The organism is Achromobacter sp. DH1f (assembly GCF_000633435.1).
Lineage (GTDB): Bacteria > Pseudomonadota > Gammaproteobacteria > Burkholderiales > Burkholderiaceae_B > Achromobacter > Achromobacter deleyi.
Window position 1 is genome coordinate 151,996 of the sequence record NZ_AYMF01000026.1, and the last position, 25,161, is coordinate 177,156.

General features: G+C 62.5%; 18 protein-coding genes. 9 read left to right on the forward strand and 9 right to left on the reverse strand.

Annotated features, from left to right (window positions below; all coding sequences use genetic code 11):
• The first annotated feature begins 39 nt into the window (after nucleotides 1–39).
• From U858_RS0122695 to U858_RS0122710, 4 genes are read left to right on the forward strand one after another with little or no spacing between them, the layout of a single operon-like run.
• Complete coding sequence (locus U858_RS0122695; protein WP_025139450.1) at nucleotides 40–2,226, forward strand: class I SAM-dependent DNA methyltransferase; 2,187 nt, start codon at nucleotides 40–42, stop codon at nucleotides 2,224–2,226.
• Nucleotides 2,223–3,311, forward strand: coding sequence for a virulence RhuM family protein (locus U858_RS0122700; RefSeq protein WP_025139451.1), 1,089 nt, complete (start codon nucleotides 2,223–2,225; stop codon nucleotides 3,309–3,311). Before U858_RS0122695 ends, U858_RS0122700 begins: the two co-directional genes overlap by 4 nt.
• Complete coding sequence (locus tag U858_RS0122705; RefSeq protein ID WP_025139452.1) at nucleotides 3,308–4,627, forward strand: restriction endonuclease subunit S; 1,320 nt, start codon at nucleotides 3,308–3,310, stop codon at nucleotides 4,625–4,627. Before U858_RS0122700 ends, U858_RS0122705 begins: the two co-directional genes overlap by 4 nt.
• 11 nt (nucleotides 4,628–4,638) lie before the next feature.
• The gene (locus U858_RS0122710) at nucleotides 4,639–7,719 is read left to right on the forward strand and encodes a type I restriction endonuclease subunit R (RefSeq protein WP_025139453.1); all 3,081 of its coding nucleotides are present in this window, start codon (nucleotides 4,639–4,641) and stop codon (nucleotides 7,717–7,719) included.
• Between the two features lie 84 nt (nucleotides 7,720–7,803).
• Here U858_RS0122710 and U858_RS0122715 read toward each other — a convergent pair whose 3' ends face one another.
• Complete coding sequence (locus U858_RS0122715) at nucleotides 7,804–8,667, reverse strand: phage integrase N-terminal domain-containing protein (RefSeq protein WP_025139454.1); 864 nt, start codon at nucleotides 8,665–8,667, stop codon at nucleotides 7,804–7,806.
• 716 nt (nucleotides 8,668–9,383) lie between these two features.
• On the reverse strand, nucleotides 9,384–10,418 hold the full coding sequence (locus U858_RS33875) for an STY4528 family pathogenicity island replication protein (RefSeq protein ID WP_232786586.1): 1,035 nt from the start codon (nucleotides 10,416–10,418) through the stop codon (nucleotides 9,384–9,386).
• A gap of 433 nt (nucleotides 10,419–10,851) precedes the next feature.
• Between U858_RS33875 and U858_RS0122730 the strand changes: the two genes are divergently transcribed.
• Together U858_RS0122730 and U858_RS0122735 are read left to right on the forward strand one after the other, a co-directional pair.
• Nucleotides 10,852–12,080, forward strand: a protein-coding gene (locus U858_RS0122730; protein WP_198529751.1) for an IS3 family transposase whose coding sequence is annotated in 2 segments (ribosomal slippage) — nucleotides 10,852–11,199 and nucleotides 11,202–12,080 — 1,227 coding nt in all. Because the reading frame shifts where the segments join, the coding sequence is not laid out codon by codon here.
• Nucleotides 12,081–12,203: 123 nt separating this feature from the next.
• A complete protein-coding gene (locus U858_RS0122735) occupies nucleotides 12,204–13,346 on the forward strand; it encodes a Fic family protein (protein ID WP_025139457.1) in 1,143 nt (380 codons plus the stop codon).
• A 223-nt stretch (nucleotides 13,347–13,569) separates the two neighbouring features.
• On the opposite strand, the gene U858_RS0122740 is transcribed toward U858_RS0122735, so the two are convergent.
• Entirely contained in the window at nucleotides 13,570–14,013 is a 444-nt protein-coding gene (locus tag U858_RS0122740) for a MarR family winged helix-turn-helix transcriptional regulator (RefSeq protein WP_025139458.1), read from the reverse strand.
• A 3-nt stretch (nucleotides 14,014–14,016) separates the two neighbouring features.
• A complete protein-coding gene (locus U858_RS0122745; RefSeq protein WP_025139459.1) occupies nucleotides 14,017–15,615 on the reverse strand; it encodes an MDR family MFS transporter in 1,599 nt (532 codons plus the stop codon).
• Between the two features lie 334 nt (nucleotides 15,616–15,949).
• On the opposite strand from U858_RS0122745, the gene U858_RS0122750 reads away from it, so the two are divergent.
• Nucleotides 15,950–18,445, forward strand: a complete 2,496-nt coding sequence (locus U858_RS0122750; protein ID WP_025139460.1) for an AsmA family protein — start codon at nucleotides 15,950–15,952, stop codon at nucleotides 18,443–18,445.
• Nucleotides 18,442–18,825: an MOSC N-terminal beta barrel domain-containing protein gene (locus tag U858_RS0122755; protein ID WP_025139461.1), complete on the forward strand. Its 384-nt coding sequence runs from the start codon at nucleotides 18,442–18,444 to the stop codon at nucleotides 18,823–18,825. Before U858_RS0122750 ends, U858_RS0122755 begins: the two co-directional genes overlap by 4 nt.
• A gap of 63 nt (nucleotides 18,826–18,888) precedes the next feature.
• Here the strand turns inward: U858_RS0122755 and U858_RS0122760 are convergent, their stop codons facing one another.
• The 4 genes from U858_RS0122760 to rsmD form a co-directional block, all read right to left on the reverse strand.
• Nucleotides 18,889–20,112, reverse strand: a complete 1,224-nt coding sequence (locus U858_RS0122760) for a benzoate/H(+) symporter BenE family transporter (RefSeq protein WP_025139462.1) — start codon at nucleotides 20,110–20,112, stop codon at nucleotides 18,889–18,891.
• Entirely contained in the window at nucleotides 20,109–20,360 is a 252-nt protein-coding gene (locus U858_RS0122765) for a YfhL family 4Fe-4S dicluster ferredoxin (RefSeq protein ID WP_006385941.1), read from the reverse strand. Before U858_RS0122765 ends, U858_RS0122760 begins: the two co-directional genes overlap by 4 nt.
• Nucleotides 20,361–20,544: 184 nt before the next feature.
• Entirely contained in the window at nucleotides 20,545–21,048 is a 504-nt protein-coding gene (gene coaD, locus U858_RS0122770; protein WP_006385942.1) for a pantetheine-phosphate adenylyltransferase, read from the reverse strand.
• Between the two features lie 58 nt (nucleotides 21,049–21,106).
• Complete coding sequence (rsmD, locus tag U858_RS0122775; protein ID WP_025139463.1) at nucleotides 21,107–21,673, reverse strand: 16S rRNA (guanine(966)-N(2))-methyltransferase RsmD; 567 nt, start codon at nucleotides 21,671–21,673, stop codon at nucleotides 21,107–21,109.
• A gap of 280 nt (nucleotides 21,674–21,953) precedes the next feature.
• On the opposite strand from rsmD, the gene ftsY reads away from it, so the two are divergent.
• Entirely contained in the window at nucleotides 21,954–23,114 is a 1,161-nt protein-coding gene (gene ftsY / locus U858_RS0122780) for a signal recognition particle-docking protein FtsY (RefSeq protein WP_369797712.1), read from the forward strand.
• 88 nt (nucleotides 23,115–23,202) lie between these two features.
• Here ftsY and U858_RS0122785 read toward each other — a convergent pair whose 3' ends face one another.
• On the reverse strand, nucleotides 23,203–24,861 hold the full coding sequence (locus tag U858_RS0122785; protein ID WP_025139465.1) for a CYTH and CHAD domain-containing protein: 1,659 nt from the start codon (nucleotides 24,859–24,861) through the stop codon (nucleotides 23,203–23,205).
• Nucleotides 24,862–25,161: the final 300 nt, after the last annotated feature.

Sequence of the window (25,161 nt, forward strand, 5' to 3'; positions counted from 1 at the left end):
TACTGGCGAACTTACGCACTTGGAACAAGAAGATTTTTGATGAACGTCCACACACACGAAGCACTGAAAAGCACCATCTGGGAGATCGCTAACCGACTGCGCGGCCCCTACCGGCCACCTCAATATCGTCTGGTCATGTTGCCGATGGTGGTGTTGCGCCGCCTGGATTGCGTGCTGGAGCCAACCAAGGACAAGGTCCTCAAACAATACGAAAAGCTGACGGCGCAGAACATGCCGGAAAGTGCGATGGAGCGCTTGCTAGGCCGTGCAGCAGACCCCAAGCGCAATCATCCGCTCTACAACACCAGCCCATTTACCTTCGAGCGGCTGCTGGGCGACTCGGAGAGCATTGCACCGAACCTCGTCTCCTACATCAACGGCTTTTCCCCTACGGCGAGAACCATTTTCGAACGGTTCAAGTTCACCGACCAGATCGAAAAGCTCGACGCCAGCAATCGACTGTTCACCATCGTCAAGGCGATGGCCGATGTGGACCTGCATCCGGACCGCATTGACAACCTGCAAATGGGCTACCTGTTCGAGCATCTTGTGATGCGCTTCAACGAACAGGCCAACGAAGAGGCTGGCGATCACTTCACCCCGCGAGAAGTCATTCGCCTGATGGCGAACCTCGTCTATACGGGCGAGAAAGACGTCTACACCCCAGGCATTTTCCGCACCATTTACGATCCCGCCTGCGGTACCGGCGGCATGTTGTCGGAATCGGAAAAGTTCATCCTCGACCAGAACAGCCAGGCCAATCTGGCCCTATTCGGGCAGGAGTACAACGACGAATCCTGGGCTATCTGCTGCTCGGACATGCTGATCAAGGACGAGGACACCAGCAGCATCGTGTTGGGCGACACCCTGGGCGACGGAAAAACCCGCGATGGCTTCGAGGGTGAAAAATTCCACTACATGCTGGCCAATCCACCGTTCGGGGTGGAATGGAAGGACCAGAAGACCGTTGTTGAACGCGAGCACAAGGAAATGGGCTTCTCCGGTCGTTTCGGTGCGGGGTTGCCGGCGATCAACGACGGTTCGCTGCTGTTCTTACAGCACATGATCGCCAAGATGCATCCCTATACGGCCAGGGATGAAAACGCCGTCGGCTCCAAGATCGCCATCGTCTTCAACGGCTCGCCGCTGTTCTCTGGCGATGCAGGATCGGGGCCATCCAACATCCGCCGCTGGATCATCGAGAATGATTGGCTTGATGCCATCGTCGCGTTGCCCGACCAGCTTTTCTATAACACCGGCATCTACACCTATGTCTGGCTGGTCACCAATCGCAAGGCGCCCGAGCGACGCGGCAAGGTGCAGTTGATCGACGGCACACGCTTTTGCCAGCGCATGAAGAAAAGCCTCAACAACAAGCGCCACGAAATCACCGAAGATCAGATACGCGAACTGACCCGCCTCTACGGAAATTTCCTGGATGGTGAGACGGCAGAGGTCGTGATCGATCACAAGACCGGCGAAAAAGAAACTCGCGTTGTTTCCCGCATCTTCGAGAACCGTGAGTTCGGCTTCCTCAAAGTGACGGTGGAACGTCCCTTGCGCATGAACTTCGAGGCTAGCGCCGAGCGCATCGCGAGGCTGGACGAGCAATCCGCTTTCGCCAATCTGGCCACCTCCAAGAAGCGCAAGGACGACAAAGCTGCAGCACGCGAGATTGAGGAAGGCCGTGAACAGCAAGACGCCATCCGCAACTTGCTGCCCAGGCTGGAGGCCAAAGGCCGCTACAGGGATCGCAAGGCGTTCGAAGCCGATCTGGACAGGGCCGCCAAAGCCGCTGGGGTGAAACTGGCCGGCTCCATCAAGAAGGCCATCTTCGCTGCGCTGGGCGAGCGCGACCCGGAGGCCGAGATCTGCCGTGACGCCAAGGGCAGGCTGGAGCCGGACAGTGAACTGCGCGACACCGAGAACATTCCGCTGCCCGCAGGTACCGTACTTCCATTACCAATGGACTTTGGCCCGGACAAGCCCAATGACCGGTTGATCGAGGCTTTTCGCGACGTGATTGACGCCTACATGGCGAAGGAAGTGCTGCCCCACGTGGCCGATGCCTGGGTCGATTACGACAAGACCAAGGTCGGTTACGAAATTCCGATCAACCGGCATTTCTACGCCTACAAGCCGCCGCGCCCCTTGCCAGAAATCGAGGCTGACATCCGCCAACTGGAAGGCGAAATCGCCGATTTGCTCAAAGGACTGCTGGCATGAGCAAGAGGGACATCGTTCCTGCCACGCAAGGTGAATTGCTGATCTACCCGGCTGGGGGGGATGCGGGGGGCATCCGCGTGCTGCTGGCCGGCGAAACCGTCTGGCTGACCCAGGCCCAGATCGCCGAGCTTTACCAGACCACGCCCCAGAACATCACCCAGCACCTTAGGGCGATCTACGTCGAAGGCGAACTGAAGGAGGCGGCAACGTGTAAGCCGTACTTACAAGTTCGCCAGGAGGGAGGACGAACCGTCTCTCGTAGCACCAAGCACTACCGGTTAGAAGCCATCCTTGCCGTCGGTTATCGCGTGCGCTCCGCGCGTGGCACCGAGTTCCGTCAGTGGGCTACCGCGCGCCTGGGCGAGTACTTGACCAGGGGCTTTGTGCTGGATGACGAGCGGCTCAAGGGCAACACCAACCCGGTGGATTACTTCGATGAGCTACTGGCTCGCATCCGCGAAATCCGCGCCAGCGAAGCCCGGGTTTACCAGCGTATTCGTGAAATTTTCAAGCTAGCGTTGGACTACCGCGAGGGCGACCAGGCTACCCAGCGCTTCTTCGCGACCATGCAGAACAAGATGCACTACGCTGCAACCGGCCTGACGGCGGCGGAAATCATCCGCAATCGCGCCGATGCATCCAAACCCAACATGGGCGTCAACACCTGGAAAGGCAGCCGCGTGCTTAAGCAGGATGTGGGTACCGCCAAAAATTACCTGGACACACGGGAAATCGACACCCTCAACCGCATCACCGTGATGTTCCTGGACCAAGCCGAATTCCGCGCCATGCGTCGGCAAGACATTCGCTTGGCCGACTGGGATGGCTTTCTCGACAAGTTCCTGCGCGATACCGAATTGCCGGTGCTGGACAACGCTGGCAAGGTCAGCCACCAGCAGGCCCTGGACTGGGCCGAAGGGCAGTACGACGCTTTTGCCGAGCGGCGGCGGTTGGAGGCCGAAGCCGATGCGGGAGAGCACTATCTTGATGACCTGAGAGCAGCAGCAAAACTTCTTAGTGCTGAGCGCACGCAATCGACGGGGAATAGCCGACGCGGTAGCAAGAGCAAGAAGGAGCAATCATGAATCAAATCATTGAAAAGGGCGACGGAATGCACCGTCTTGATGAAACGCCCGACAACTGGATCAGAGCGAGTGTCGGGAAATATTGCGACGTTCAACTCGGCAAGATGCTCCAAAGCGACCCTTCGTCTGAACGCGATGAACTGAAGCCATATCTACGGGCCATTAATATCGCAAAAAGCGGGTTGGATTTGAGTCATGAATTCAGCATGTGGATACGCCCACAGGAAGCTCAACGCTTTCGTCTGAAAAAAGGAGACATTCTTGTAAGCGAGGGTGGTGATGCGGGGCGTACAGCAGTCTTTGATGTTGAGGCTGAATTCTATTTTCAGAACGCGATCAACCGTGTCCGACCAAACACTCACACGAAGATTGCCTCCGAGTTCATTTTTTATTGGTTCACCTTTCTCAAGGCTTCAGGCTACGTTGAGATGATCTGCAATGTGGCAACGATTCCGCACTTCACCGCAGAGAAGGTAAAAGCAGCCCCGCTAGTTCTTCCTCCCCTCGAAACTCAACGTCGGATAGCCCGGTTCCTAGATGAAAAGATCGCCTGGATCGACGGGTTGATCGAAAAGAAGCGCGCACTTCTGGTCCGACTAGCTGAAAAGCGCCAAGCCCTCATCACCCGCGCCGTCACCAAGGGCCTGAACCCTGATGCCCCCATGAAGCTCTCCGGCATCGACTGGCTTGGTGATATTCCGGCACATTGGGATGTCGTTTCACTCAATAAGATCACGAACAAGATCACGAATGGTTATGTCGGTCCGACTCGTGACATTTTTGTAGAAAATGGCATTCGATATATTCAATCTCTACATATCAAAAACAACAAAATCATTTTCGGGAACGACTTCTTCGTTGAAAAATCATGGAGCGATCAACACGCAAAATCTATATTGCGCACAGATGACGTTTTGATTGTCCAAACGGGCGATATTGGCCAAGTTGCTGTCGTTACACCCGAGTACGAGGGCTGCAACTGCCACGCACTTATCGTTTGTTCGCCGATTCGAGCGAGGTTGTCAGGGCGATATTTTTCTTGGCTTCTCAATTCTGACTATGGCCAAGAATTTTTGCAGATGGTGAAGACTGGTGCGCTGCATCCGCACTTGAATTGCGGAAATGTAAAGTTCTTTAATGTCCTTGTTCCTCCAGTTGAGGAACAAATACAACTAGCTAATTATATTGATGTTGAATGCAGACGAATTGCTACGATGCAGGAAAAAATTGAAGTCAGTCTGCAAAAATTTAATAAATATCGCGTCGCCCTAATCACTGCCGCCGTCACCGGCAAACTCTCAGAACTCAACGGATAAGGAGCTTGCCGATGTCCGGCCATACCGAACACGACTTTGAAGCCGCCATCGAAGCCGGGCTGGTCGGAACCGGCGGCTACGCCAAGCGCTCTTCTGCTGATTACGACGAGTCGCTCGCTCTGTTTCCCGATGACGTGACTGGCTTCCTGAAAGACAGCCAGCCCACCAAATGGGCGCAGCTTGAAGCCCTGCTCGGCGTTAAGACCGCAGCCACCGTTCTCGACAGCCTCGCCAAAGAACTGGACATCAAGGGTACGCTGCATGTGCTGCGCCACGGCTTCAAGTGCTATGGCAAGACCTTCCGGCTAGCGTACTTTCGCCCCAACTCGGGCATGAATCCGGAGGCGGCCGCGCTGTATGCCGCCAATCGGCTGACCATCACCCGGCAGGTGGATTTCACTTCGGTGATGAAAAATGCCGAGGGCAAGAACCGCCGCTGCATCATCGATGTGACGCTGAGCCTCAACGGCCTGCCGGTAGTGACGGCGGAACTGAAAAACCCGTTGACCGGCCAGCGCGCGACGGATGCGGTGCGCCAGTACTGCGACGCCCGTGACGAGCGCGATCTGTTGTTCGCCTTCAAGAAACGCGCCTTGGTGCATTTCGCGCTGGATCCGGACGAGGTGTGGATGACCACGCGCTTGAAAGGCAAGGAGACGGTGTTCTTACCTTTCAACCGGGGCAACAACCACGGCGCGGGCAATCCGCCCGTGGAGGGCAACTGGAAAACCCATTACCTGTGGAATGAGGTGTTGCAGGCGGATAGCCTGCTCGACATTCTGCAACGCTTCATGCACCTGGAGGTGAAGGAGCGTCAAGTCAAGACCGACAAGGGTGCGCGCACCATCCGCAAGGAAACGATGATTTTCCCGCGCTACCACCAACTCGATGCAGTGCGCAAACTCGTTTCCCACGCGCGTGCGAATGGCGCGGGGCGCAATTACCTCGTGCAGCATTCGGCAGGTTCGGGCAAATCCAACTCCATCGCCTGGCTGGCACACCGGCTGGCCAGCCTGCACGATGCCGATGACCAGAAGGTGTTCCATTCGGTGGTGGTGGTCACCGATCGGCGCGTGCTCGACCAGCAGTTGCAGAACACCATCTATCAGTTCGAGCACAAGACCGGCGTGGTCGAGAAGATCGACGAGGACACCCAGCAACTGGTGCGTGCCCTGTCACAGGGCACGCCGATCATCATCACCACGATCCAGAAGTTTCCTTTCATCTCGCGGGCGCTCTCCACACTTGAAGGCATAGGTGCAGGCGTGAAGATCGACACCGCAGGCAAGCGCTTTGCCGTGATCGTGGACGAGGCGCACTCTTCACAAAGCGGCGAGACGGCGACTGCCTTGCGAGGAATGCTGAACCGGGACGGTATCGAGGCCGCGATTGCCGCTCAGATGTCGGATGAGGAGGATGACGACCTTTCCGATGAAGCCAGGGCGGCGATGCTGCGCGATGCCCTCAAGCGCGCGCGTCAACCGAACCTGTCGTTCTTCGCCTTTACCGCCACGCCGAAGTTCAAGACCAAAGTATTGTTCGACGAGCCGGGAATATCGGGAACGTCACCCTTCCACGAATACACCATGCGACAAGCCATCGAAGAAGGCTTCATCATGGACGTGCTGCAAAATTACACGACCTTCAAACGATTTTTCGGCCTCATCAAGCAGGTGGAGAATGACCCGGAAGTGCCGCGCAAGAAAGCCGCCAAGGCGCTGACCCGCTACCTGGAATTGCACCCGGTCAACATCGAGCAAGTAGTGTCGGTGATCGTGGAACACTTCCGGCTCTACGTGATGCACGAACTGGGGGGGCGCGCCAAGGCCATGGTGGTCACCGGCTCGCGGCTGGCTGCCGTCAAGTACAAGTTGGCATTCGACCACTACATCAAGGCCAACGGCTATACTGGCATCCGCTCGCTGGTGGCCTTTTCGGGCACCGTGGAAGACCCAGAAAACCCTGGCGCATCCTGGACCGAAGTGTCCATGAATGACGGGCTAGCCGAAAGCGAGCTGCCTGAGACCTTCGAGCGTGACGACTACCGCGTGCTGCTGGTAGCTGAGAAGTACCAGACCGGCTTCGATCAACCACTGTTGCAGACCATGTATGTAGTGAAGAAGCTGGCCGGAGTGCAGGCAGTGCAGACCCTTTCCCGTCTCAATCGCATGGCACCGGGCAAGACGCGTACCTTCGTGCTGGACTTTGCCAACGAAGAGGACGATATCTACAAGGCCTTCAAGCCCTACTACGAAGCAACACCCATCGGGGACAATGCAGATCCGCACCGTCTCTCCGAGTTGCAGCACAAACTGCTGGAATGGGCCATTTTCGCGCCTGCCGATGTGGATGCCTTTGCTGAGGTTTGGTATCGGCCCAAGCGTGAGCACTCGGCCAGCGACCACCGTGTGATGAATGCCTTGCTGGATGTGGTAGTGCACCGTTTCGGCGAGCGCGAGGAACACGAGAAGGAGGAGTTTCGCGGACAGCTCACCGCCTACCGGAATCTGTACGCCTTTCTCTCGCAGATCATTCCCTATCAGGACAGCGAGCTTGAAAAGCTGTATGCCTTCGTGCGCAACCTGATCGCCAAGCTGCCGCCTCCTGGCGACGGACAGGCCTTCACGCTGGATGACGAGGTGGCCTTGCGCTACTTCCGGCTGCAGCAGATGACCGAAGGTTCTATCGAACTAAGCAAAGGTTATGCGGATATGTTGAAGGGGCCGACCGACGTGGGCACCTTGCGTGTGGCTGAGGAGCCGGTAATGTTGTCGAGCCTGGTGGACAAGCTCAATGAACGTTTCGGCACCGACTTCAATGAGGCAGACCAGTTGTTCTTCGACCAGATTCGAGCCACGGCGGAGGGCAACGAACAGATCATCGAGGCTGCTCGTGCCAACAATCTGGGGGATTTTTCATCCTATCTGGAACGTGCACTGGATGAGTTGTTCATCGACCGGATGGAAGGCAATGAGGAAATTTTCTCGCGCATCATGACCGACAAGACTTTTCGTTCGGCTGCACATGAGCATCTGGCATTCGAGATCTTCCGGCGTGTGCGGGAGGGGCAAGCTAGCTCTGGGACGCAGTAATGAGCCGTCATACTCAACACAAGATCCCACCGAGGTTGGCCGCCAGATGAAAAACTGACGCGAATGTTGCTGGCTCGTAAAGCCTTAGGTGCCGAGGTAGGCCGTCGTTACATTTATACGCTCATGCCCAAGCTCGCGGCTGATCTGCTGCCGAGCATGTAGGTCGCTCATTCGCTGACTGGTACTGAGCCGAACTTTAGAAAGACCTCTTGCCGCAGGAGCTTTCCGTCCCGTCAGCACCTCATACCGCATCTGCGCATACCGATGCCGCAGCCCATGCATGTTGCTCAGTCTCGCAGCCTTACGCTGCCCGTCGTAGACATGTCGCTGTTGGATATAGGTCTTGTACGGCGGGATCAATGATTCTGAGCCTGCCAAACGATGGGCTTCATCCAGCACAGCACGCTGTTCCGGTGTCGTGATTGGCACTGTGCGATCACGTCCTCCCTTGGCCCATGAGCCCTTTATAGCGATATGGTTGTCGCGGTCGGCGTAGCAGGGCTGGAACTTGATGGACTCTTCCCGCCGCAAACCAAAGGCGGCCTGCAAACGCAGGCTCATGTGGACATGAGGGTTGGTGATTCTGTCCAGCCTATCACCCAATTCCTCGGCCTTGCTTTCATTGGTTACATAGCGCCGCTCAGGAATGCCCAGTTTGGTGTTATCCGCGGGCAGGATTCCTGCCTTGCCGATCTTCTCCGCCCACCAGCGCAGGTGGGAGAGCCGATTTTTGATAGTGCCGGACGACAAGCCTTCGCCTTGCCAGCGTTCCAGCAGCGCCTGGATATGCTTGCCCTTGAGCGACGAGGCTTTCATCTGCCGGAAACCGGCCTCGCGTAGTTGTCGCGCCGCCAGCGACAGCGAACGCGTCCGGTCGGCCTGTGTGTTGTAGCTACCATCACGGTTGCGCTGGCAAAGTTGCCGCAGCGTATAGGTCAAGTCGTCCATCTTCCGGCCTCCAAGCAAAGCACGTACTGCGTTGTCCTGAAACTCAGTGGTTAGTGTTGGTGCCAACTCGTCTAGGCGAGATCCCGTGAGGGCAAGGGCATGGTGTTCAGGAGACACCAGGGCCTCGAATGAGGCGCCCGTCTTGCTCCCTGTTGGAAGCCCGGACGGAGGTACTGCAAGACGAAAGCGATGCGAATGTGGAAGAGTCCTCCTATGAAGTGAGTGGGATGAAAAAAGCAGCCGGAGTCCTGTGCGTTGCGCACAGGACATTGCCGCAAAGGACAGTGCGCAAGGCGGCGCGCAAGGGATGAGTTCAAACAGACGAAGAAGGCTCCGCCCCTGGATAGGGCCGGTATGCGATCGGAGCCTGGGCATACCTGGGGTGGTTCCGCCCTGACAGGCCAGCGCTTGCAGGAACCTGCGCTGTTGGGTATGCCGATGTACGAAGCCCGTCGGTCTTGGCAACTGCTCGGTCAGTGTAGGGCGGCCATCATCATGTCTGCCGCACGCAATAGGATTCGGCATTCGCCCGCATTGTTGCTGGCGTGTGCGGGGTCGTCACTGCGGCGAGCAGTGGCGACCCGTTTCGCGGCAGCATTTGCTACGCAGGATGCGGCTGCCATCCCCTGACCTGCATTGCCTGCGCTGCGATGTCCCCAGTGTTCGCCGGGGCATTCAGCATCCTGCGGATATTGGCGATGTGCGCCAGGACGGTTTCACGCGATGCCGGTGGCGCAGTCGGTTCCGGGCGGTCTTCGGTGCGTGGCGCACCAGCAGGCCGATTTTTGGGCAGGCCGGTTCGCGGCAGACTTCTCCTTGCGACCTGCCCACAAGCGGAACTCGCCCGCAAAGACGCGCTTCACCAAGGCGAAGAAGTAGGCCACAACATTGCGCACGGTGCCGCTCTGGCTGCGTGCCTGCAACTCGTCGAGTACTTCCTGGCGATGTTGCGGCGGCAGCCGCCGCAAGGCGGCCTGCACGTCCTTTTGCTGATCTGCCTGGGCATTGCTCAGGCAAGGTGGCAAGCTCACCGACGGCGATGCCGAGTCGCCGTCGCCTTCGCGCGCGCGGTACGTACGTTCTTTTTTATACACATAAGTCTTATACGTACTGCCCTGCTCAGTTGTCATGTGGTGAGCATGTCCGGTCTGTTGCGGAACAAGCGTGCTACCAGCGGAATTGCCAGGCAATGGCAGTGGGTCGGCTGCTTCGCTCGCTTGCGACGGCGGCGTAGGGGGCAAATCATCGTCATCGCGGAATTGATCGTGGGCCGCAATGGAAGCCACTTCCGGCACTTGTGCCAGCGTTGCCTGAATGTGGACGGCCACCCGATCCACTTGGTTGTTTTCGTGGCTGATCGGCCCTTGAAGAAGTGCGGACAGACTGGCATCGAGCACGCAAGCCTCTTGGAAGTCCAGGGCACTTTCGTGAACCTGATACAACTCGCCAATCACGTGTCCCGTCAGCGGATCACGGTGCTGCCCCACTAGACTGATCCACCCCGTCAGCCTAAGCACGACGAGAACGCGCCGGGCCGTCTCGTACCCGGCTCTCTGCCCCAGCGGGGTGGAGGTGAGATAGCGGCGCAACTGCCCCAGATTCGCCAGCGGACTGATGCCCTCCGCAGAGCGCAGCACCTGCCAGCCATTGCGCTCCAGCGGCGTGAGGCGAGCATCGAGCATGAGCGAGGCAGGTGTAGCGAACAGGGCGTCTTGCCCCAGCGGGTTGTGCCGGGTGTGGTGGTCTGCCATGAGAGTTCTCCGAGGTCTGGGCTACAGCGGCCCGTTCCTCTGCATCTCATCGCGTACCGTTCAAGACGTCAGCCAACAATGCGGTCTGCGCCACAACCGTTTTATCCGTCTACCCGCAGTTTTGGCACCGGCATCCAGACTGATTTATCATCCCGATACCCCTATGGGGGTATAACTGGGGGGTACTTCCAGCGATTCCCGCAAAGCCCGTGACGCGATTTCCCCGCGAAACCTAGCATTCACGGCCCTTTGCCGACCGATCAACGTTTAAACGTGTGATCAACGGCTGATCGGATTCGGCAGTGTCGGGCGTTCCGTGAATGCCCGGCAGTGCACTGCCTCCCAAGAAAGCCGCAGTCATGCGGCTTTTTTGTTCCTCTTGACCCGTCCTGAATTCAGTTGACACCTTTTTGAGAGAAAAAAGGAGAGCCAATTGGAATCAAGGATGAAGCGAACCCAGCGGGACTACAGCTTGGCTTTTAAACTGTCGGTGGTCGAGCAGGTGGAAAAAGGCGAGCTGACGTACAAAGAGGCGCAGCGTCGCTATGGGATCCAAGGACGGTCAACCGTGCTTGTGTGGTTGCGCAAGCATGGTCGTCCGGGTTTGAGCGGTTGGAGCCTGCCGACGGTCAGAGGAGTGGATATGGATCGTCAGGGCAAGGTGCTCACGCCCGAGCAGCGGATCAAGGAGCTGGAGGTTCAGCTCAAGGAGGCCCGCGAGAAGGCGCAGTTGTTCGAGGCCGTGGTCAGCGTGCTGGAGAAGGACTACGGGGTGCGCGTCGTAAAAAAGCCTTCGGGCAAGTCCTCACGCAAAAGCTCGTCCAAGGGCTGAGCGTGGCAAGGGCTTGCCGTTACATGGGCCACAGCCGCCAGGCGTATTACCAGGGCAGGCACAGGGAGCGAGAACGCCAGCAGCAGGCATGCCAGGTGGTGTCGATGGTGACGGCGCTACGGGTCCGCCAGCCGAGGCTGGGTACGCGCAAGCTGCATCACGTGCTGGGCCAGCCGCTGCGCGAGGCGTGGATCAAGGCTGGGCGCGATGCGCTGTTCGACATCCTGCGCAGCGCCCGGATGCTGGTCAGACCGCGCCGGACGTACCACAAGACCACAGACAGCCATCACCGCTTCCGGCGCCACCCGAACCTGCTCAAGGCGGGCCAAGGTCAGGTGGTGGCGACCGGTCCTGAGCAAGTCTGGGTGGCCGACATCACCTACCTGCCGACCGCCCAGCAATGCACCTACTTGAGCCTGGTGACCGACGCCTACTCGCGCAAGATCGTGGGCTATCACGTGGCCGAGAACCTGCAAACCGAAGGGGTGCGCCGCGCGCTGGAGATGGCGTTGCGCTCACGACGTTCAAGCCAACCGTCGGTGCACCACTCGGATCGAGGCATCCAGTACTGCTCGACCTATTACCAGCGCCTGCATGCTCGCCATGGCATCCGTTGCTCGATGACCGACGGGTATGACTGCTACCAGAATGCCTTGGCCGAGCGGGTCAACGGCATCCTCAAAGGAGAGTTGTTGCTCCAGAGACCCGCTAATCTGGCTCAAGCCAGGCTCATGGTCAGGCAGTCTATCGAGATCTACAACACCGAACGTCCACATCTGTCCCTACAATGCAAAACACCCGATGAAGTTCATCGGGTGCTCAGTCCGTAGCATCGCTACGGATACCGTGCCGTAGGTGTCAACCTAGGGCAGGAAGGGTCATCTTCGCTTATTCACTGCATAATATGCGGCGAATAACTTGCGAATGCGGCGAATCGGCTCGATAATCGCCGCATGAAACACGGTGATTACCTCTATCTCTGGCAAATCCCGGAATGGCCGCAATGGCGCTACGACCTTGCCGCAGTGGCCGAGCCGATGTTGCGTGTCAGCCGTGCGCAGGGGCTGCTATTGGGTCGCCTGGCCGACGTCGGTCCGCGTCTGCAGGGTGAAGCAAGTCTCGCCGCTCTGACGGATGACGTCATCAAAACCAGCGAGATCGAAGGCGAGCATCTGAATGTCGCCTCGGTGCGCTCATCCATCGCGCGCCGTCTTGGCGTGGATATCGGCTCGCTGGCCCCCGTGGACCGCAATGTGGAAGGCGTGGTCGAGATGGTGCTGGACGCCAGCGCCAACTACGCCCAGCCGCTGACGGTGGAGCGCCTGTTCGGGTGGCATGCCGCGCTGTTTCCCACGGGCTACTCCGGCCTGAGCAAGATCACCATTGGCGACTGGCGTGACGACGCGCATGGGCCGATGCAGGGGGTATCCGGGCCGGTCGGCCGCCAGAAGGTGCACTACGAAGCGCCGCCCGCCACGCGTCTGCCTGCCGAGATGGCGCGCTTTCTGGATTGGGTCAACGTGCCGGATACGCCGGAACCGGCCCTGGTGCGCGCTGGCCTGGGCCATCTGTGGTTCGTGACCCTGCATCCCTTTGACGATGGCAACCGCCGCATTGCTCGCGCCGTGGGCGATCTGCTGCTGGCGCGCGCGGATGGCAGTCCGCAACGTTTCTACAGCCTGTCGGCGCAGATCCAACGTGAGCGCAAGCAGTACTACGACATCCTTGAGCGCACGCAAAAAGGCACGCCGGATGTGACCGAATGGCTGCTGTGGTTTCTGCGGATGCTGGGCGAGGCCCTGAACCAAGCGCACCGCACGTTGGACGCGGTGCTGGGCAAAGCGCGATTCTGGCAACGCGTGTCGGGCGCCGCGTTGAACGAGCGGCAGGTGAATGTGCTCAACCGTTTGCTCGACGGCTTCGAAGGCAAGCTGACCAGCAGCAAATGGGCAGCGCTGGCCAAGTGTTCGGCGGATACCGCGCTGCGCGATATCAACGAGCTGATGGCGTTGGGGGTATTGCGGCGGTCAGGGGCGGGCGGACGCAGTACGAGTTACGAGCTGGTTCCGTTTGCCGCGGAATACGAGCCAATCTGAGAACGTATTTCCACGTGCGCGGATGAAGTCTCGTCCAGGCCTGGCCAGAGACCCAAATTGTGCAAGCGGCTATTGCACAATTGCTCGGGGGCCACAATCTGGTGTTGCTGAGTCGTTTGAAAGCGCCAACGGAGCGCCTGTCTTATGACCGTGCCGTCATCAACATGGCTGGTCGGGCAATGGGCTGAACAGCCATATCGAAAGGTATGAAACCCGCGCCCGATCAAGCGCCCTTATCCCCCGCCCCACGCACGAAATTCTCCTCCAGTACGCTCAACACCCGGTTCAGCGTATCGATATCCGCCGCCGACAGCCCCTTCAACGACTCATCAAAGAACGCCGCCCGCTTCGGTAGCGCTTCATCCACCACCGCCTGCCCGGCAAGCGTCAATCTTGCATTGGTCAGCCGGTTGTCGTTGGCATCGACCGCGCGGGAGATCCAGCCCAGTTTCTGCATGGCCTGCAACTGACGCGTGAGGGATGCCGGGTCGAGCCGGCAGCGTTCGGCCAGGTGCTTTTGCGAACACTGCCCGCATTCATGCAGCGCCAGCAGGATGCGCCAGCGCGGTAGCGCGTGGCCGACCTTGGCGCTGAAGGCGCTTTGCATGACGCGGTAGGTCTGGCCCATGTGCTGGATGACCTGCAGGCCTTGTTGTTGTTTGGGCAAAAGCTACTCTCCGACGCCGGCGGGCTCCGGCTTGGGAACACGCGCCAATTGCACCAGGGGGACGCGCCGCACGCACCACAGCGCCAGCACCGCGACCGCCAGGGCAATGAGCTGCCCTTCGTGGATGGCGCCGACCAGCGCCACGCGCGCGATCTCGATCAGCGACGCTCCATCCTGGCCTTGATGGGCCAATTGTGCCAGGAACTGCGACTGCGCCACGGGATTGACCAGCATCTGCGGGTCGTCCAGCTGGGGCAGCCACTGGGCCGATGTGCCGCGCAGGGTGGATTCGACGCCGCTGAAGTAGCTATGGTTGACCATGGTGCCGACGACGGCGGTACCGAGCATGCCGCCGATCATGCGCAGGGATTGCAGCAGGGCCGTGGCGATGCCCAGGTGGGTGCGGCCGGCGGTCTGCTGGGCGAAGACGGTGAGGTTGGGCATGATGAAGCCCATGCCTAGCCCTGCCATCATCATGTAGCCGGCGATGAGCCAGTGCGGGGTGTAGTTGTGGGTGGTGACGATGCCCAGGCAGGACGCGGCCATCAGCATGAAGCCGGCGTACAGCATGCGGTTGGGGTTGCGGATGCGGGTGATGATGCGGCCGTTGATGATGCTGCCCACGGTGATGAAGACGACCAGCGGCGTGATGAGCAGGCCGGCGTCCTGCGGCGACAGGCCAAAGCCGCCTTGCAGCAGCAGGGGGGCGTAGAACAGCATCGAATACATGGTGACGCCGACCAGCAGCGCCAGGGTGAACAGCGTGGCCAGGCCGCGGTTGCGGAACATGTCGAAGGGCAGGAGCGGGTGCGGGCAGCGGCGTTCCCACCAGAAGAGCAGGGCGAACGCGGCGGCGCTGCCGATGCCGAGCAGGGCGATGGTGAGGCTGGCGCCTTCCTTGGGCAGCAGTTCGACCAGCAATTGCAGGCCGCCGAGTGCGGCGGCGATGAGCAGGGCGCCTTGCCAGTCCAGCCGGACCTTGCCGGCGGTGTGGTTGCGCAGGTGGGGCAGGTAGCGCGCCACGAAGAAGACGCCGAGGATGCCGATGGGCAGGTTGACGTAGAACACCGAGCGCCAGCCGTAGTGCTCGGTCAGGGCGCCGCCCAGCGACGGGCCGACCGCGTTGGCGATGCCGAAGGCCGAGCTGAGCATGACCTGCCAGCGCAGCCGCACGTGGGGGTCGGGAAACAGGTCGGGGATGGAGGCGAAGGCCGTGCCCACCAGCATGCCGCCGCCGATGCCCTGCAAAGCCCGCGCCAGCACCAGGGTCAGCATGCTGTCGGCGGCGCCGCATAGCACCGAGGCCAGGGTGAACAGGACGATGGCCGCGACCACGAAGGGCTTGCGCCCGTAATAGTCGCCCAGGCGGCCGAAGATCGGCACGGTGATGACCGAGGTCAGCAGGTACGAGGTCGCCACCCAGGCATACAGTTCGAAGCCCTTGAGCTCGGCCACGATGGTGGGCAGGGCGGTGCCGACCACGGTCTGGTCGATGGCCACCATCATCATCACGAAGCACATGCCCAGCATGGCCAGCAGGGTCTGCCGGAAGGGAAGCACCTGGCCGGGCGAATAGGGGGTGCTGGGGTTGGGGGCGGGCATTGTTGGATACGTCAATGATTGATGGATCAATAATTCTAGTCCTACAATCCCCCAGACAGAAAACCGTCAGTTTTCGGGTTGGCGCGCAGGCCGGCCCGATTTGTTACGATAGCGGTATCTGCACGCAGGCCATGCCCGCGTCTTCAGCCCGTCTTTCCTTGGTAGATCCCCCATTTCAGGCGACCCGGCCCCAAGCCCGGCGCACGCGGCGGCATGCCATGCAAGACGGTCAGATCAGGATGTCGGGCGGCAAGCCACGGCAAAGCGTCACTTTCGCGCCCGGCGCGGCGGGTGGCATTCAAGGATTACCAGTCGAGGGTCCGACGGGGCGGCAATGAAAACGTGGTTCAAGCGCATTCTGATAGGCCTGGTGGTGTTGGTTGTCGTGGCCGTCGTTGGCCTGGCCATCTTTTTGCTGACGTTCGACCCCAACGCGTACAAGTACAAGCTCGAAGAGCTTGTCCAGGAACGCTATCACCGCACACTGACGATCGACGGCGAAATCGAGCTGTCGCTGTTCCCGCGCATCGGCCTGTCGGTGCAGGGCGTGTCCCTGTCCGAAGCCAATAGCACCGAGAATTTCGCGTCCATCGAAAGCACCCGACTGGCGGTGGCCGTGTGGCCGCTGCTGTCGAACAGCTTCGTGGTGGACCACGTGGCCATCAGCGGTTTCAAGGCGCGGGTGGTGCGCGGCAAGGACGGCCAGTTCAATTTCAGCAATCTGGTCGGCGGCACGGCCCCGGTGGTCGCCACGCCCGCCAATCCGGCCGAGGCCATTGCCGGCGCGGCCCAGACTGCGGCGCAGGCGCTCACCAATGGCACCTCGCCGGCGGCGCGCAACAACATGCAGATCGACATTGCCGGCCTGGACCTGAAAGACGGCGAAGTGCTGCTGCAGGACGAGATGTCGGGCATGGCGGTGGCGGTCACCAAGATCAACGCCAACACCGGCCGCGTGACGTTCAACCAGCCGTTCGATGTGCGCCTGACGGCCCGCGTCGAAGGCGGCAACCCGCGCATCGATGCCAACCTGACGGGCCAGGCGCTGTTGACGCTGGACCCGTCCGCCAAGCGCTATGCGGCCCAGAAGCTGGACCTGCGCATGGACGGCAAGCTGCCCGGCGCCGAGGCCAAGAGCCTGGCCATGCGCGGCAACCTGGCGTTCAACGGCCAGAAGTCGGCGCTGGATGTGGCCGGGCTGGAACTCGTCTTCCAGGGCGACATCACCGATCCGGCCGCGCGCGCCACCGGTGTCGAGGCCAGCGTGGCGATGCCCAAGCTGTCGATCGACCCGCACAAGAGCCAATTGCAGATCGAAAAGCTGGCCGTGCGCGCCAAGGGCGGCGTGGCCGACGGCCCGTTCGAATTCGCGGTGGATGCACCGGCATTGAACATTTCGCCCACGCAGGCCACCGGCGAAGCCCTGACCGGCCGCGTGCGCATCAGCGGCCTGGACGCGACCTTCGGCCTGAACGGCATCAGCGGCAACGCGACCGAACTGGACATCAAGGAAGCCAAGCTGGACAGCACGTCCAAGAACGGCGAACGCATCGTCAAGCTGACCTTCGCCTCGCCGCTGTCGTTGAACCTGTTGCAGCGCAAGGGCGGCCTGTCCGGCCTGCGCGGCGACGTCAGCATCACCGACCCGGGCCTGCCCAAGGGCAACCTGCAGATTCCCGTGATCGGCAGCCTGAATGTCGACCTGCTCAAAGACCAGGCCAACAGCAAGATCAACGCCGTGCTGGAAGGCGGCAAGTTCGATCTCAGCGCCGACATCACCAAGCTGAGCGACGCGCCGCAGGTGAATTTCGCGCTGGCGGTCGATACGCTGGATCTGGACAAGCTGGTGCCGCCGGTCGCGGCTGCGCCCGCCAAGCCGCCTGCCGACGGCAAGAAAGACGAAAACAAGCCCGCCCAGCCGGCCCCGGCCAAGCCCGCGGACGACTCGATCAACCTGTCGGCCCTGGTCGGCCCCAGCGTGAACGGCACGCTCAAGGTCGGCAAGCTGGTGGTGCGCGGCCTGAAGGCCGACGACGTTGCCGCGGCCGTCAAGCTGGACCGCGGCAAGCTCGATATCTCCAGCCTCACGGCGGGCCTGTACGGCGGCAAGCTGGCTGGCGCCATGTCGGTGGATGCGGCCCAGGGCAACCAGCTGGCCACGAAGATGTCGCTGGCGGGCATCGCCATCGAACCGCTGCTGATGGACCTGGCGCAGAAGAATGTGCTGTCCGGCACCGGCAGCCTGGCGCTGGACCTGAAAACCGGCGGCGCCAACGGCTACGCCATGAAGAGCAACCTGGGCGGCACGTTGCAGGTGCGCCTGCGCGATGGCGCGGTCAAGGGTATCAACCTGACGCAGACCCTGCGCGAATTGAAGGCCGCGCTCAAGCCCGAGTCGCAAGACGAGACCGTGGCGGCCGACACCAGCAAGCAGACCGAGTTCTCGGAAATGGACGCCGACCTGGCCTTCACCAAGGGCGTGGCCAGCGTGAAGCGCCTGAACGTCGTGTCGCCGCTGCTGCGGGTGACGCAAGGCGATCCGGCCACCATCGACTTCGTCAAGGAAGAGCTGGACCTGGTGGCGCGCGCCCGTGTGGTCAACCCGGCCGCCGACCCGGAAGGCAAGGAATTGATCGACCTGAAGGACGTGACCATTCCCGTGCACGTGAAGGGCCCGTTCGACAAGCCCACGTATACGTTGCTCTGGAAGGACGCCATCGGCGGCATTCTGAAGCGCAGCCTGGAAAACAAGTTGCGTGAAGCCGTGACGGGCAAGGGCAAGGGCGGTGCGGCGGTCGACAAGGCGCTCAAGGGCCTGCTCGGCAAATGAGCGACGCCTTCCAGCCCATCGCCCAGTGCGGCCACACGGCACAGCCCGAGGCCGCCGCCTACCACCGGCAATGGCTGGTGGCCAATGATTCGGGCCAGTGGCTGAACCGCGAGCTGTGCCCGCGGCTGGCCGACGTGACGGTTGAATTGCGCCTGGGTTACCTGGTGCTGCGCGCCCCGGGCATGCTGCGCATGGATATTCCACTGGATGTCATCGAAGACGACGACAGCGTGCGCTACAGCATGAAAGTGGGCGAACAGACCATCGACGTGGTCGACGAAGGCGAGCTTGCCGCCGCCTGGATCTCGAATTTCGTGCAGGTGCCCTGCCGCATCATGAAGGTGCATCCGGACACGCCCGTGTCCGCCTGGCCGGCCTGACAACCGGTAGCGCCGCGGGGACCCGCGCGACGCATTCCTGACTTGCCGTTTTCCGACCTGCCGTTACGGCACGGCCAGCTTGCGCTTGTACTCGAAGGCGGTGTGGGCCGCGAGGCCTGCGGCCAGGCCCCAGAAGGCCGACCCGATTCCCCAGAAACTGAACCCGGACGCCGTGGCCAGCAGCGTGATGAGCGCGGCTTCGCGCCGTTGCGGGTTGGCCATGGCGGCCGCCATGCCGCCCATGATCGTGCCCAGCAGCGCCAGGCCGGCCAGTGCGGCCAGCAGGGCGGCCGGCAGGGCCTGGAAGAACACGGCGACCGCGCCGGCCACGATGCTCAGCGCGAAGTAACCCAGGCCATAGGTGGCGGCGGCGATGTAGCGCTTGGACGGATCGGCGTGGGCCTCGGGGCCCGTACAGATGGCGGCGCTGATGGCGCCCAGCGTGACGCTATGGGCGCCGAAGGGGGCAGCCAGCAGGCCCAGGAAGCCCGTGGCGGCGACCAGGCGCGAGGCCGGGGGGCGATAGCCCGCCGCTTGCAGAATGGCCAGCCCGGGCAGGTTCTGCGACGCCATGGCGACCACGAAGAGCGGAATGCCCAGGCTGATCGCGGCCTGCATGCTGAAGACGGGCGTGGTCCAGACGAATTCGGTGAGGTGCCAGTCAAGCTGGTCGACCTGCAGCAGGCCCAGGCCAGCCGCCATGCCGACGGCCACGACCATCACCACCAGCACGGCGTAGCGCGGTGCCCAGCGGCGGCACACCAGATACGCGGCGCACATGCCCAGCACCAACGCCGGCTGCTTGCTGATGTTGGTGAAGACGCCCATGCCGAAATTGAGCAGCACGCCGGCCAGCATGGCGGCGGCGACCTCGCCGGGAATGCGGCGCAGGATGGGGTCGATCCAGCCGAACAGGCCACAGGCCAGGGTCAGGGCGGCCGCCAGCACGAAGGCGCCGATGGCTTCAGGAAAGGGCACGCCGGCCAGCGCGGTGACCAACAGGGCGGCGCCCGGGGTGGACCAGGCCATGACGATGGGCAGGCCCGTACGCAGGCTGTAGGCCGCGCCGCCGAACCCCAGCACCAGGCTGAGCGATCCGATCCAGGAACCGATGCGGGCGGCGTCCAGGCCCGCGGCATGGCCGGCCTGCACCATCAGCACGGCGGTGCCGCCAAAGCTCACCAGCACGGCGACCAGGCCGGCGGCGATGGCCGAGGCGGAAAGGTCGCGGCGGGCGTTGGGGCGGGAGTCGGGGGGATTGAAGCTGGGCTGTGCGGTGTCGCTCATGCGGCACCGGTCAGGCGGCGGTACTTGGCCATGAGTTGTTCCTGGCCTTCTTTCCATTGCGGATGCAGCTCGATGCATTCCACCGGGCAGACCACCTTGCACTGGGGCTCGTCGTGGTGGCCGACGCATTCCGTGCAGCGGTCAGGGTCGATGACGTAGTAGTCCTCGCCCATGGAAATTGCGTCGTTCGGGCACTGGGGCTCGCAAACGTCGCAATTGATGCATTCTTCGGTGATGGTCAGAGCCATGATGGGCGGGGCAGGGGAATTCAGGCTGGGGCGCCGCCATTGTACTGCCGGCCCGCCAGGGCGCCCGGACAAGTCCCTGGCGCCGTCCTGCCATTAGCCGGGTGGGCATGGCCGGGCGCCAAAGTGCAAGAAGAGCGCACAGGGCGCTCTTCGGGGGGATTCGGCGGCGGGGGAGCCCGCAGGATCAGCCCGGCCAGGACTGTTCGCGGCGTTCCTTGGCTTTTTCCTGCAGCCAGCGTTCGACCGAGGGGAACACGAACTTGCTGACGTCGCCGCCCAACTGGGCGATTTCGCGCACGATGGTGCCCGAGATGAACTGGTATTGGTCCGACGGCGTCATGAACAGGGTTTCGACGTCGGGCAGCAGGTGGCGGTTCATGCCGGCCATCTGGAATTCGTATTCGAAGTCGGACACGGCGCGCAGGCCGCGCACGATGACGCGCCCGCCCTGGTCGCGCACGAAGTCCTTGAGCAGGCCGCCGAAGCTTTGCACTTCCACGTTGGGATAGTGGCCCAGCACTTCGCGCGCGATGTCCACGCGTTCGTCGATGCTGAAGAAAGGCTTCTTGTTGCGGCTATGGGCGATACCGACCACGACTTTGTCGAAAAGCGTGGCGGCACGGCGAACCAGGTCTTCGTGGCCTCTGGTCAGCGGGTCGAAAGTGCCGGGGTAAACAGCGATGATCATGCGAGCTCCGTACCGTTATTAGTGGTGTACACCATCCTCCGAAGCTCGGATTATTGATCTATTTGCGCAATGCAGCAAATTTCAGGAGATGGTAGTGGACCGCCCCGGCCTTGTCCTGGCGCAATATCTCGAATCCGTCGGGGGCGTCGATGGCGGTTTCGGCCTCGATGTAGACCAGTCCGTCCTCGGCCAGGATGCCGGGCAGGATCGGCCACAGGCGCGGCAGCCAGCCTTGTCCGAAGGGCGGATCCAGAAGAATGAGGTCAAATCGGGACGCATCCATTCTTTCGGCGACCTGCATCGCATCGCCCACATGGATGCGTATCATGTCGGCTTTGAGCTTGTCGCGTAGTGTCCGCAGCGCGGACGCGGCGGTCTTGTCCCGTTCGACCATCTGCACGTGCGCCACGCCGCGCGAGGCGGCTTCGAACCCCAGGGCGCCGCTGCCGGCGAACAAGTCCAGCACCTGCTTGTCGGCGAATTCGCCGCCCCACAGGTGATTGAGCCAGTTGAACAGCGTTTCCCGCACCCGGTCGGGGGTTGGGCGGAGCGTCTCCACGTCGGGCACGACGATAGGGGTGCGCCGGTATTGGCCCCCGACGATACGAATATACTTGTTACCCATGTTTAGCCGCTTCTTCAAGAAAAAATCCCCTCCGCCCGCCGCGCCGGCCCAGCCCGCGCCGCCGCCAGAGGGCGTGGACACCGCGCCCGGCCCGCAAGCCGGCGCCGAGGCGCCCGCCACTCCCGTCGAATCCCCCGCTGCGGTCCGCGAATTCTCGCCTGCCGCGCCGCCTGAACTGACGCTGCCGGTGCCGGCCGCGTCGGTGCCCGCACCGGCGCCAGCCAGCGTGCCGCAACCGCAACCCGCTTCGGTATCGCAGCCGCCTGCCGCGCAGGCGTTTGTGCCTGCACCTGCGCCGCAACCGGCTGCTGCCGCACCGGTGACGCCAGTTGCCGCAGCGCCGGCCCCCGTGGCGCCGCCCTCGGCTGCGCCGGTGATTGCCGAACCCGTCACTGCCGCGCCCGCAGCGGTCGCACCGCCTGTGCCTGCGCCTCAGCCCGCCATCGTGCCGCCGCAGGTGGCGGCCGCGCCGGTCAGCGCGCCGTCCGCAGCGGTGGCACCGCAACCCGAACCCGAAGCCGCGCCCAAGAAGGCGTCGTGGCTGTCGCGCCTGAAGCAAGGCTTGTCGCGCACCGGTCAAAGCATTGGCGGCATTTTCGTCGGCGTCAAGGTCGACGAGAACCTGTTCGAGGAACTCGAATCGGCGCTCATTATGGCCGATGCCGGGCTGGAGGCCACCGAGAAGCTGCTGACCGCGCTGCGTGCGCGGGTCAAGAAAGAGCGCATCGAAGACCCGGCCAAGGTCAAGGCGGCGCTGCGCCAACTGCTGGCCGACCACCTGCGTCCGCTTGAGCGTGCGTTCGACCTGAAGCAGGCCAAGACGTTGGTGGTGATGATCGCGGGCGTGAACGGCGCCGGCAAGACCACGTCGATCGGCAAGCTGGCGCACACGTTCCAGCGCCAGGGCGCGAGCGTGCTGCTGGCCGCGGGCGATACCTTCCGCGCCGCTGCCCGCGAGCAATTGATCGAATGGGGCAGCCGCAACAACGTCACCGTGATCTCGCAGGATGGCGGCGACCCGGCCGCCGTGGCGTTCGATGCGGTCAATGCCGGCCGCGCGCGCGGCATGGGCGTGGTGATGGTGGATACGGCGGGCCGTTTGCCGACCCAACTGCACCTGATGGAAGAACTGAAGAAGATCCGCCGGGTGATCGGCAAGGCCGACGCCGCCGCGCCGCACGAAGTGCTGCTGGTGGTGGACGGCAATACCGGCCAGAACGCGTTGGCGCAGATCCGTGCGTTCGATGCGGCCATCAACCTGACGGGCCTGGTCGTGACCAAGCTGGACGGTACCGCCAAGGGCGGCACGTTGGCGGCGGTGGCGGCGGGCAGCCAGGGCGTGCGCCCGATTCCGGTGTACTGGATCGGCGTGGGCGAAAGCCTGGAAGACCTGCAGCCGTTCGTGGCGGATGAATTCGCCGGGGCCTTGCTGGCCGACTGATCGATCGGGATGCCGCCGAGCCTGGCGGCACAAGAAAACGCGCCCCACGTGTCCGATGCCGGATACGTGGGGCGCGGTGTTTTTGGCGCTACTTCCAGAAAGGCTTGCTGCCCGCCAGGTCGTCGAAGGCCTTTTGCGCATCGACGGCCAGTTCTTCCAGGCGTGCGCTGATCCAGCCCAGCGCGAACCAGGCTTGCGGGTGCGTGACCGTACACGCTTCGTAGTAGTCCTTGGCGACGGCCAGGTCGTTGATTTCGCCCAGGATGTCCTGCACGCGCGACAGCAGCTTGCGATAGCCGCGTAGCTTGGAAGCGGGCAACAGCGATTCGGCGAAGGCCAGGCTGTAGCGCAGGCGCTTGCCGCGCTTGCGCAGTTCGTGGCGGGTGGGAATGTCCAGCGCAGCGAACTGGGTGCCCTGGTCGGCCACCTTGCTATGCCAGCGGTGCAGGCGCCGGGCAAGCTGTTTGTGCAGCTGCTGCGGGTCCGGCTCGGGGGCCAGCATGGGGATGATGGTGGGTTTGACGCTGGGGCCGGCAACGCCGCCTTGCAGGCGGATGGCCGGCTCGGGCGCAGCGTCGCTGGGCACGCCATTGGCGACGGGGATGCCGTCGGCCAGGGGGACGGCGGGGGGCACGTCCAGGCTCCATTCCAGCAGGTCGAGCAGCCAGGCCTGGAAGGCCTTGCCGCCGGCGATGGCGCGGGCGTCCTGTTCGGGCGGCGCGGCTTCCATGGGAATGACGGGCATGCCGGCGCGCATCAGCGCGGGGGCGACGGTTTCGTTCAGGACGTCCTGGTCGCGGTTGGCGCCGAAGGCGGCGAAGTGCGCGCGCACGCCTTGCAGCAGGGCGTCGGGCACGGGGGCGATCCAGCCGTCGAACAGTTTCCAGCCGGAGCGCAGGCGGCGGATGCCGACGCGCAACTGGTGCACGTGTTCGGAGTTGCCGGCACGGTAGACGCCTTCGGTGTCGACTTCGGCCAGCACGGCGGCGTTGCGGGCGATCTGGTCAAGGCATTCGGCGGCGATGCGGCCCATGGCTTGCGGCGCGGTCATGTCTTCGCGCAGCTTGACGGCGGCGGCGTTGCGCGGGGCCCAGAAGAGGGCGATGGCGCGGGCGCGGCGGGCTTCGAGGTCGTCGCCGGGAATGGCGTCGACGTCGGCCAGGCGCTGGGCGAGCTGGGCGAGGGCATCGCCGCGTTCGGATTTGCTGCGGGGGTCGAGGACGAGGGCGTGGCGCTGCTGCCAGCCGCGGGCGACGGAGAAGATGGCGGCGGGGCGGCCGGAGACGAGTTCGAATTCGAGTTCGGAGATGGGCAGTTCAAGCGCGCCGGCGCGCAGGATGCCGGTGTCGTAGGCGAGTTCGACGGTGCCGTAGCGGGTGCGGACTTTGCGCAGCATGCGCTGGACGTCGGTTTCGTAGCGCAGGCCGAGTTCGCCTTTGATGGCGGCCAGGGCGGCTTCGACTTCGGTGCCGGCGTAGACGGACAGGTCAAGGACGGGGCCGGGTCTGGGGTGGTTCAGTTCGATGCGGGTGATGGCGTTGATGCCGGGCATCTTGAGGGTCTGGACCCAGTCGCGGCCTTCCTGGCGCAGGCGGATGGCGATGCGGGCCCGGGCGAGTTCGCGCTCGGGAGTGTCGAAGTACATGGCGTGCAAGCGGATGCGGGTCGCTTCACGTTGCTTGACCTCTCGAAGCACGGCCTGGCGGGACGCCGTGGGCACGTGCAGCTTCAATTCCTGTTCCGACATGGCGGGGGTGTCCGACGGCAAAAGCCGAGATCTTAGTCAATCGGAGGGGTGTTTTTGATGACGGGTCATATTTTGTTCACATTGAGCTTAGACGGGGTTGCGGTGCGTCAACAAGGGGGGGCGGTGTTGTTGAGTTCTTGAGCCGCGCGTGGCGGGGCAGGCGGGTGAGGGCGGGGCTACGATTGCGGTCCGGAGCCTTCGCTCCGGACTTCCCCGTGCTCATCCTCGTCACCGCCTTCGGCGGTTCCTTCGGATTCCGCCGGGCGCAATCTACACGCCCCGCCCTCACCCGCCTGCCCC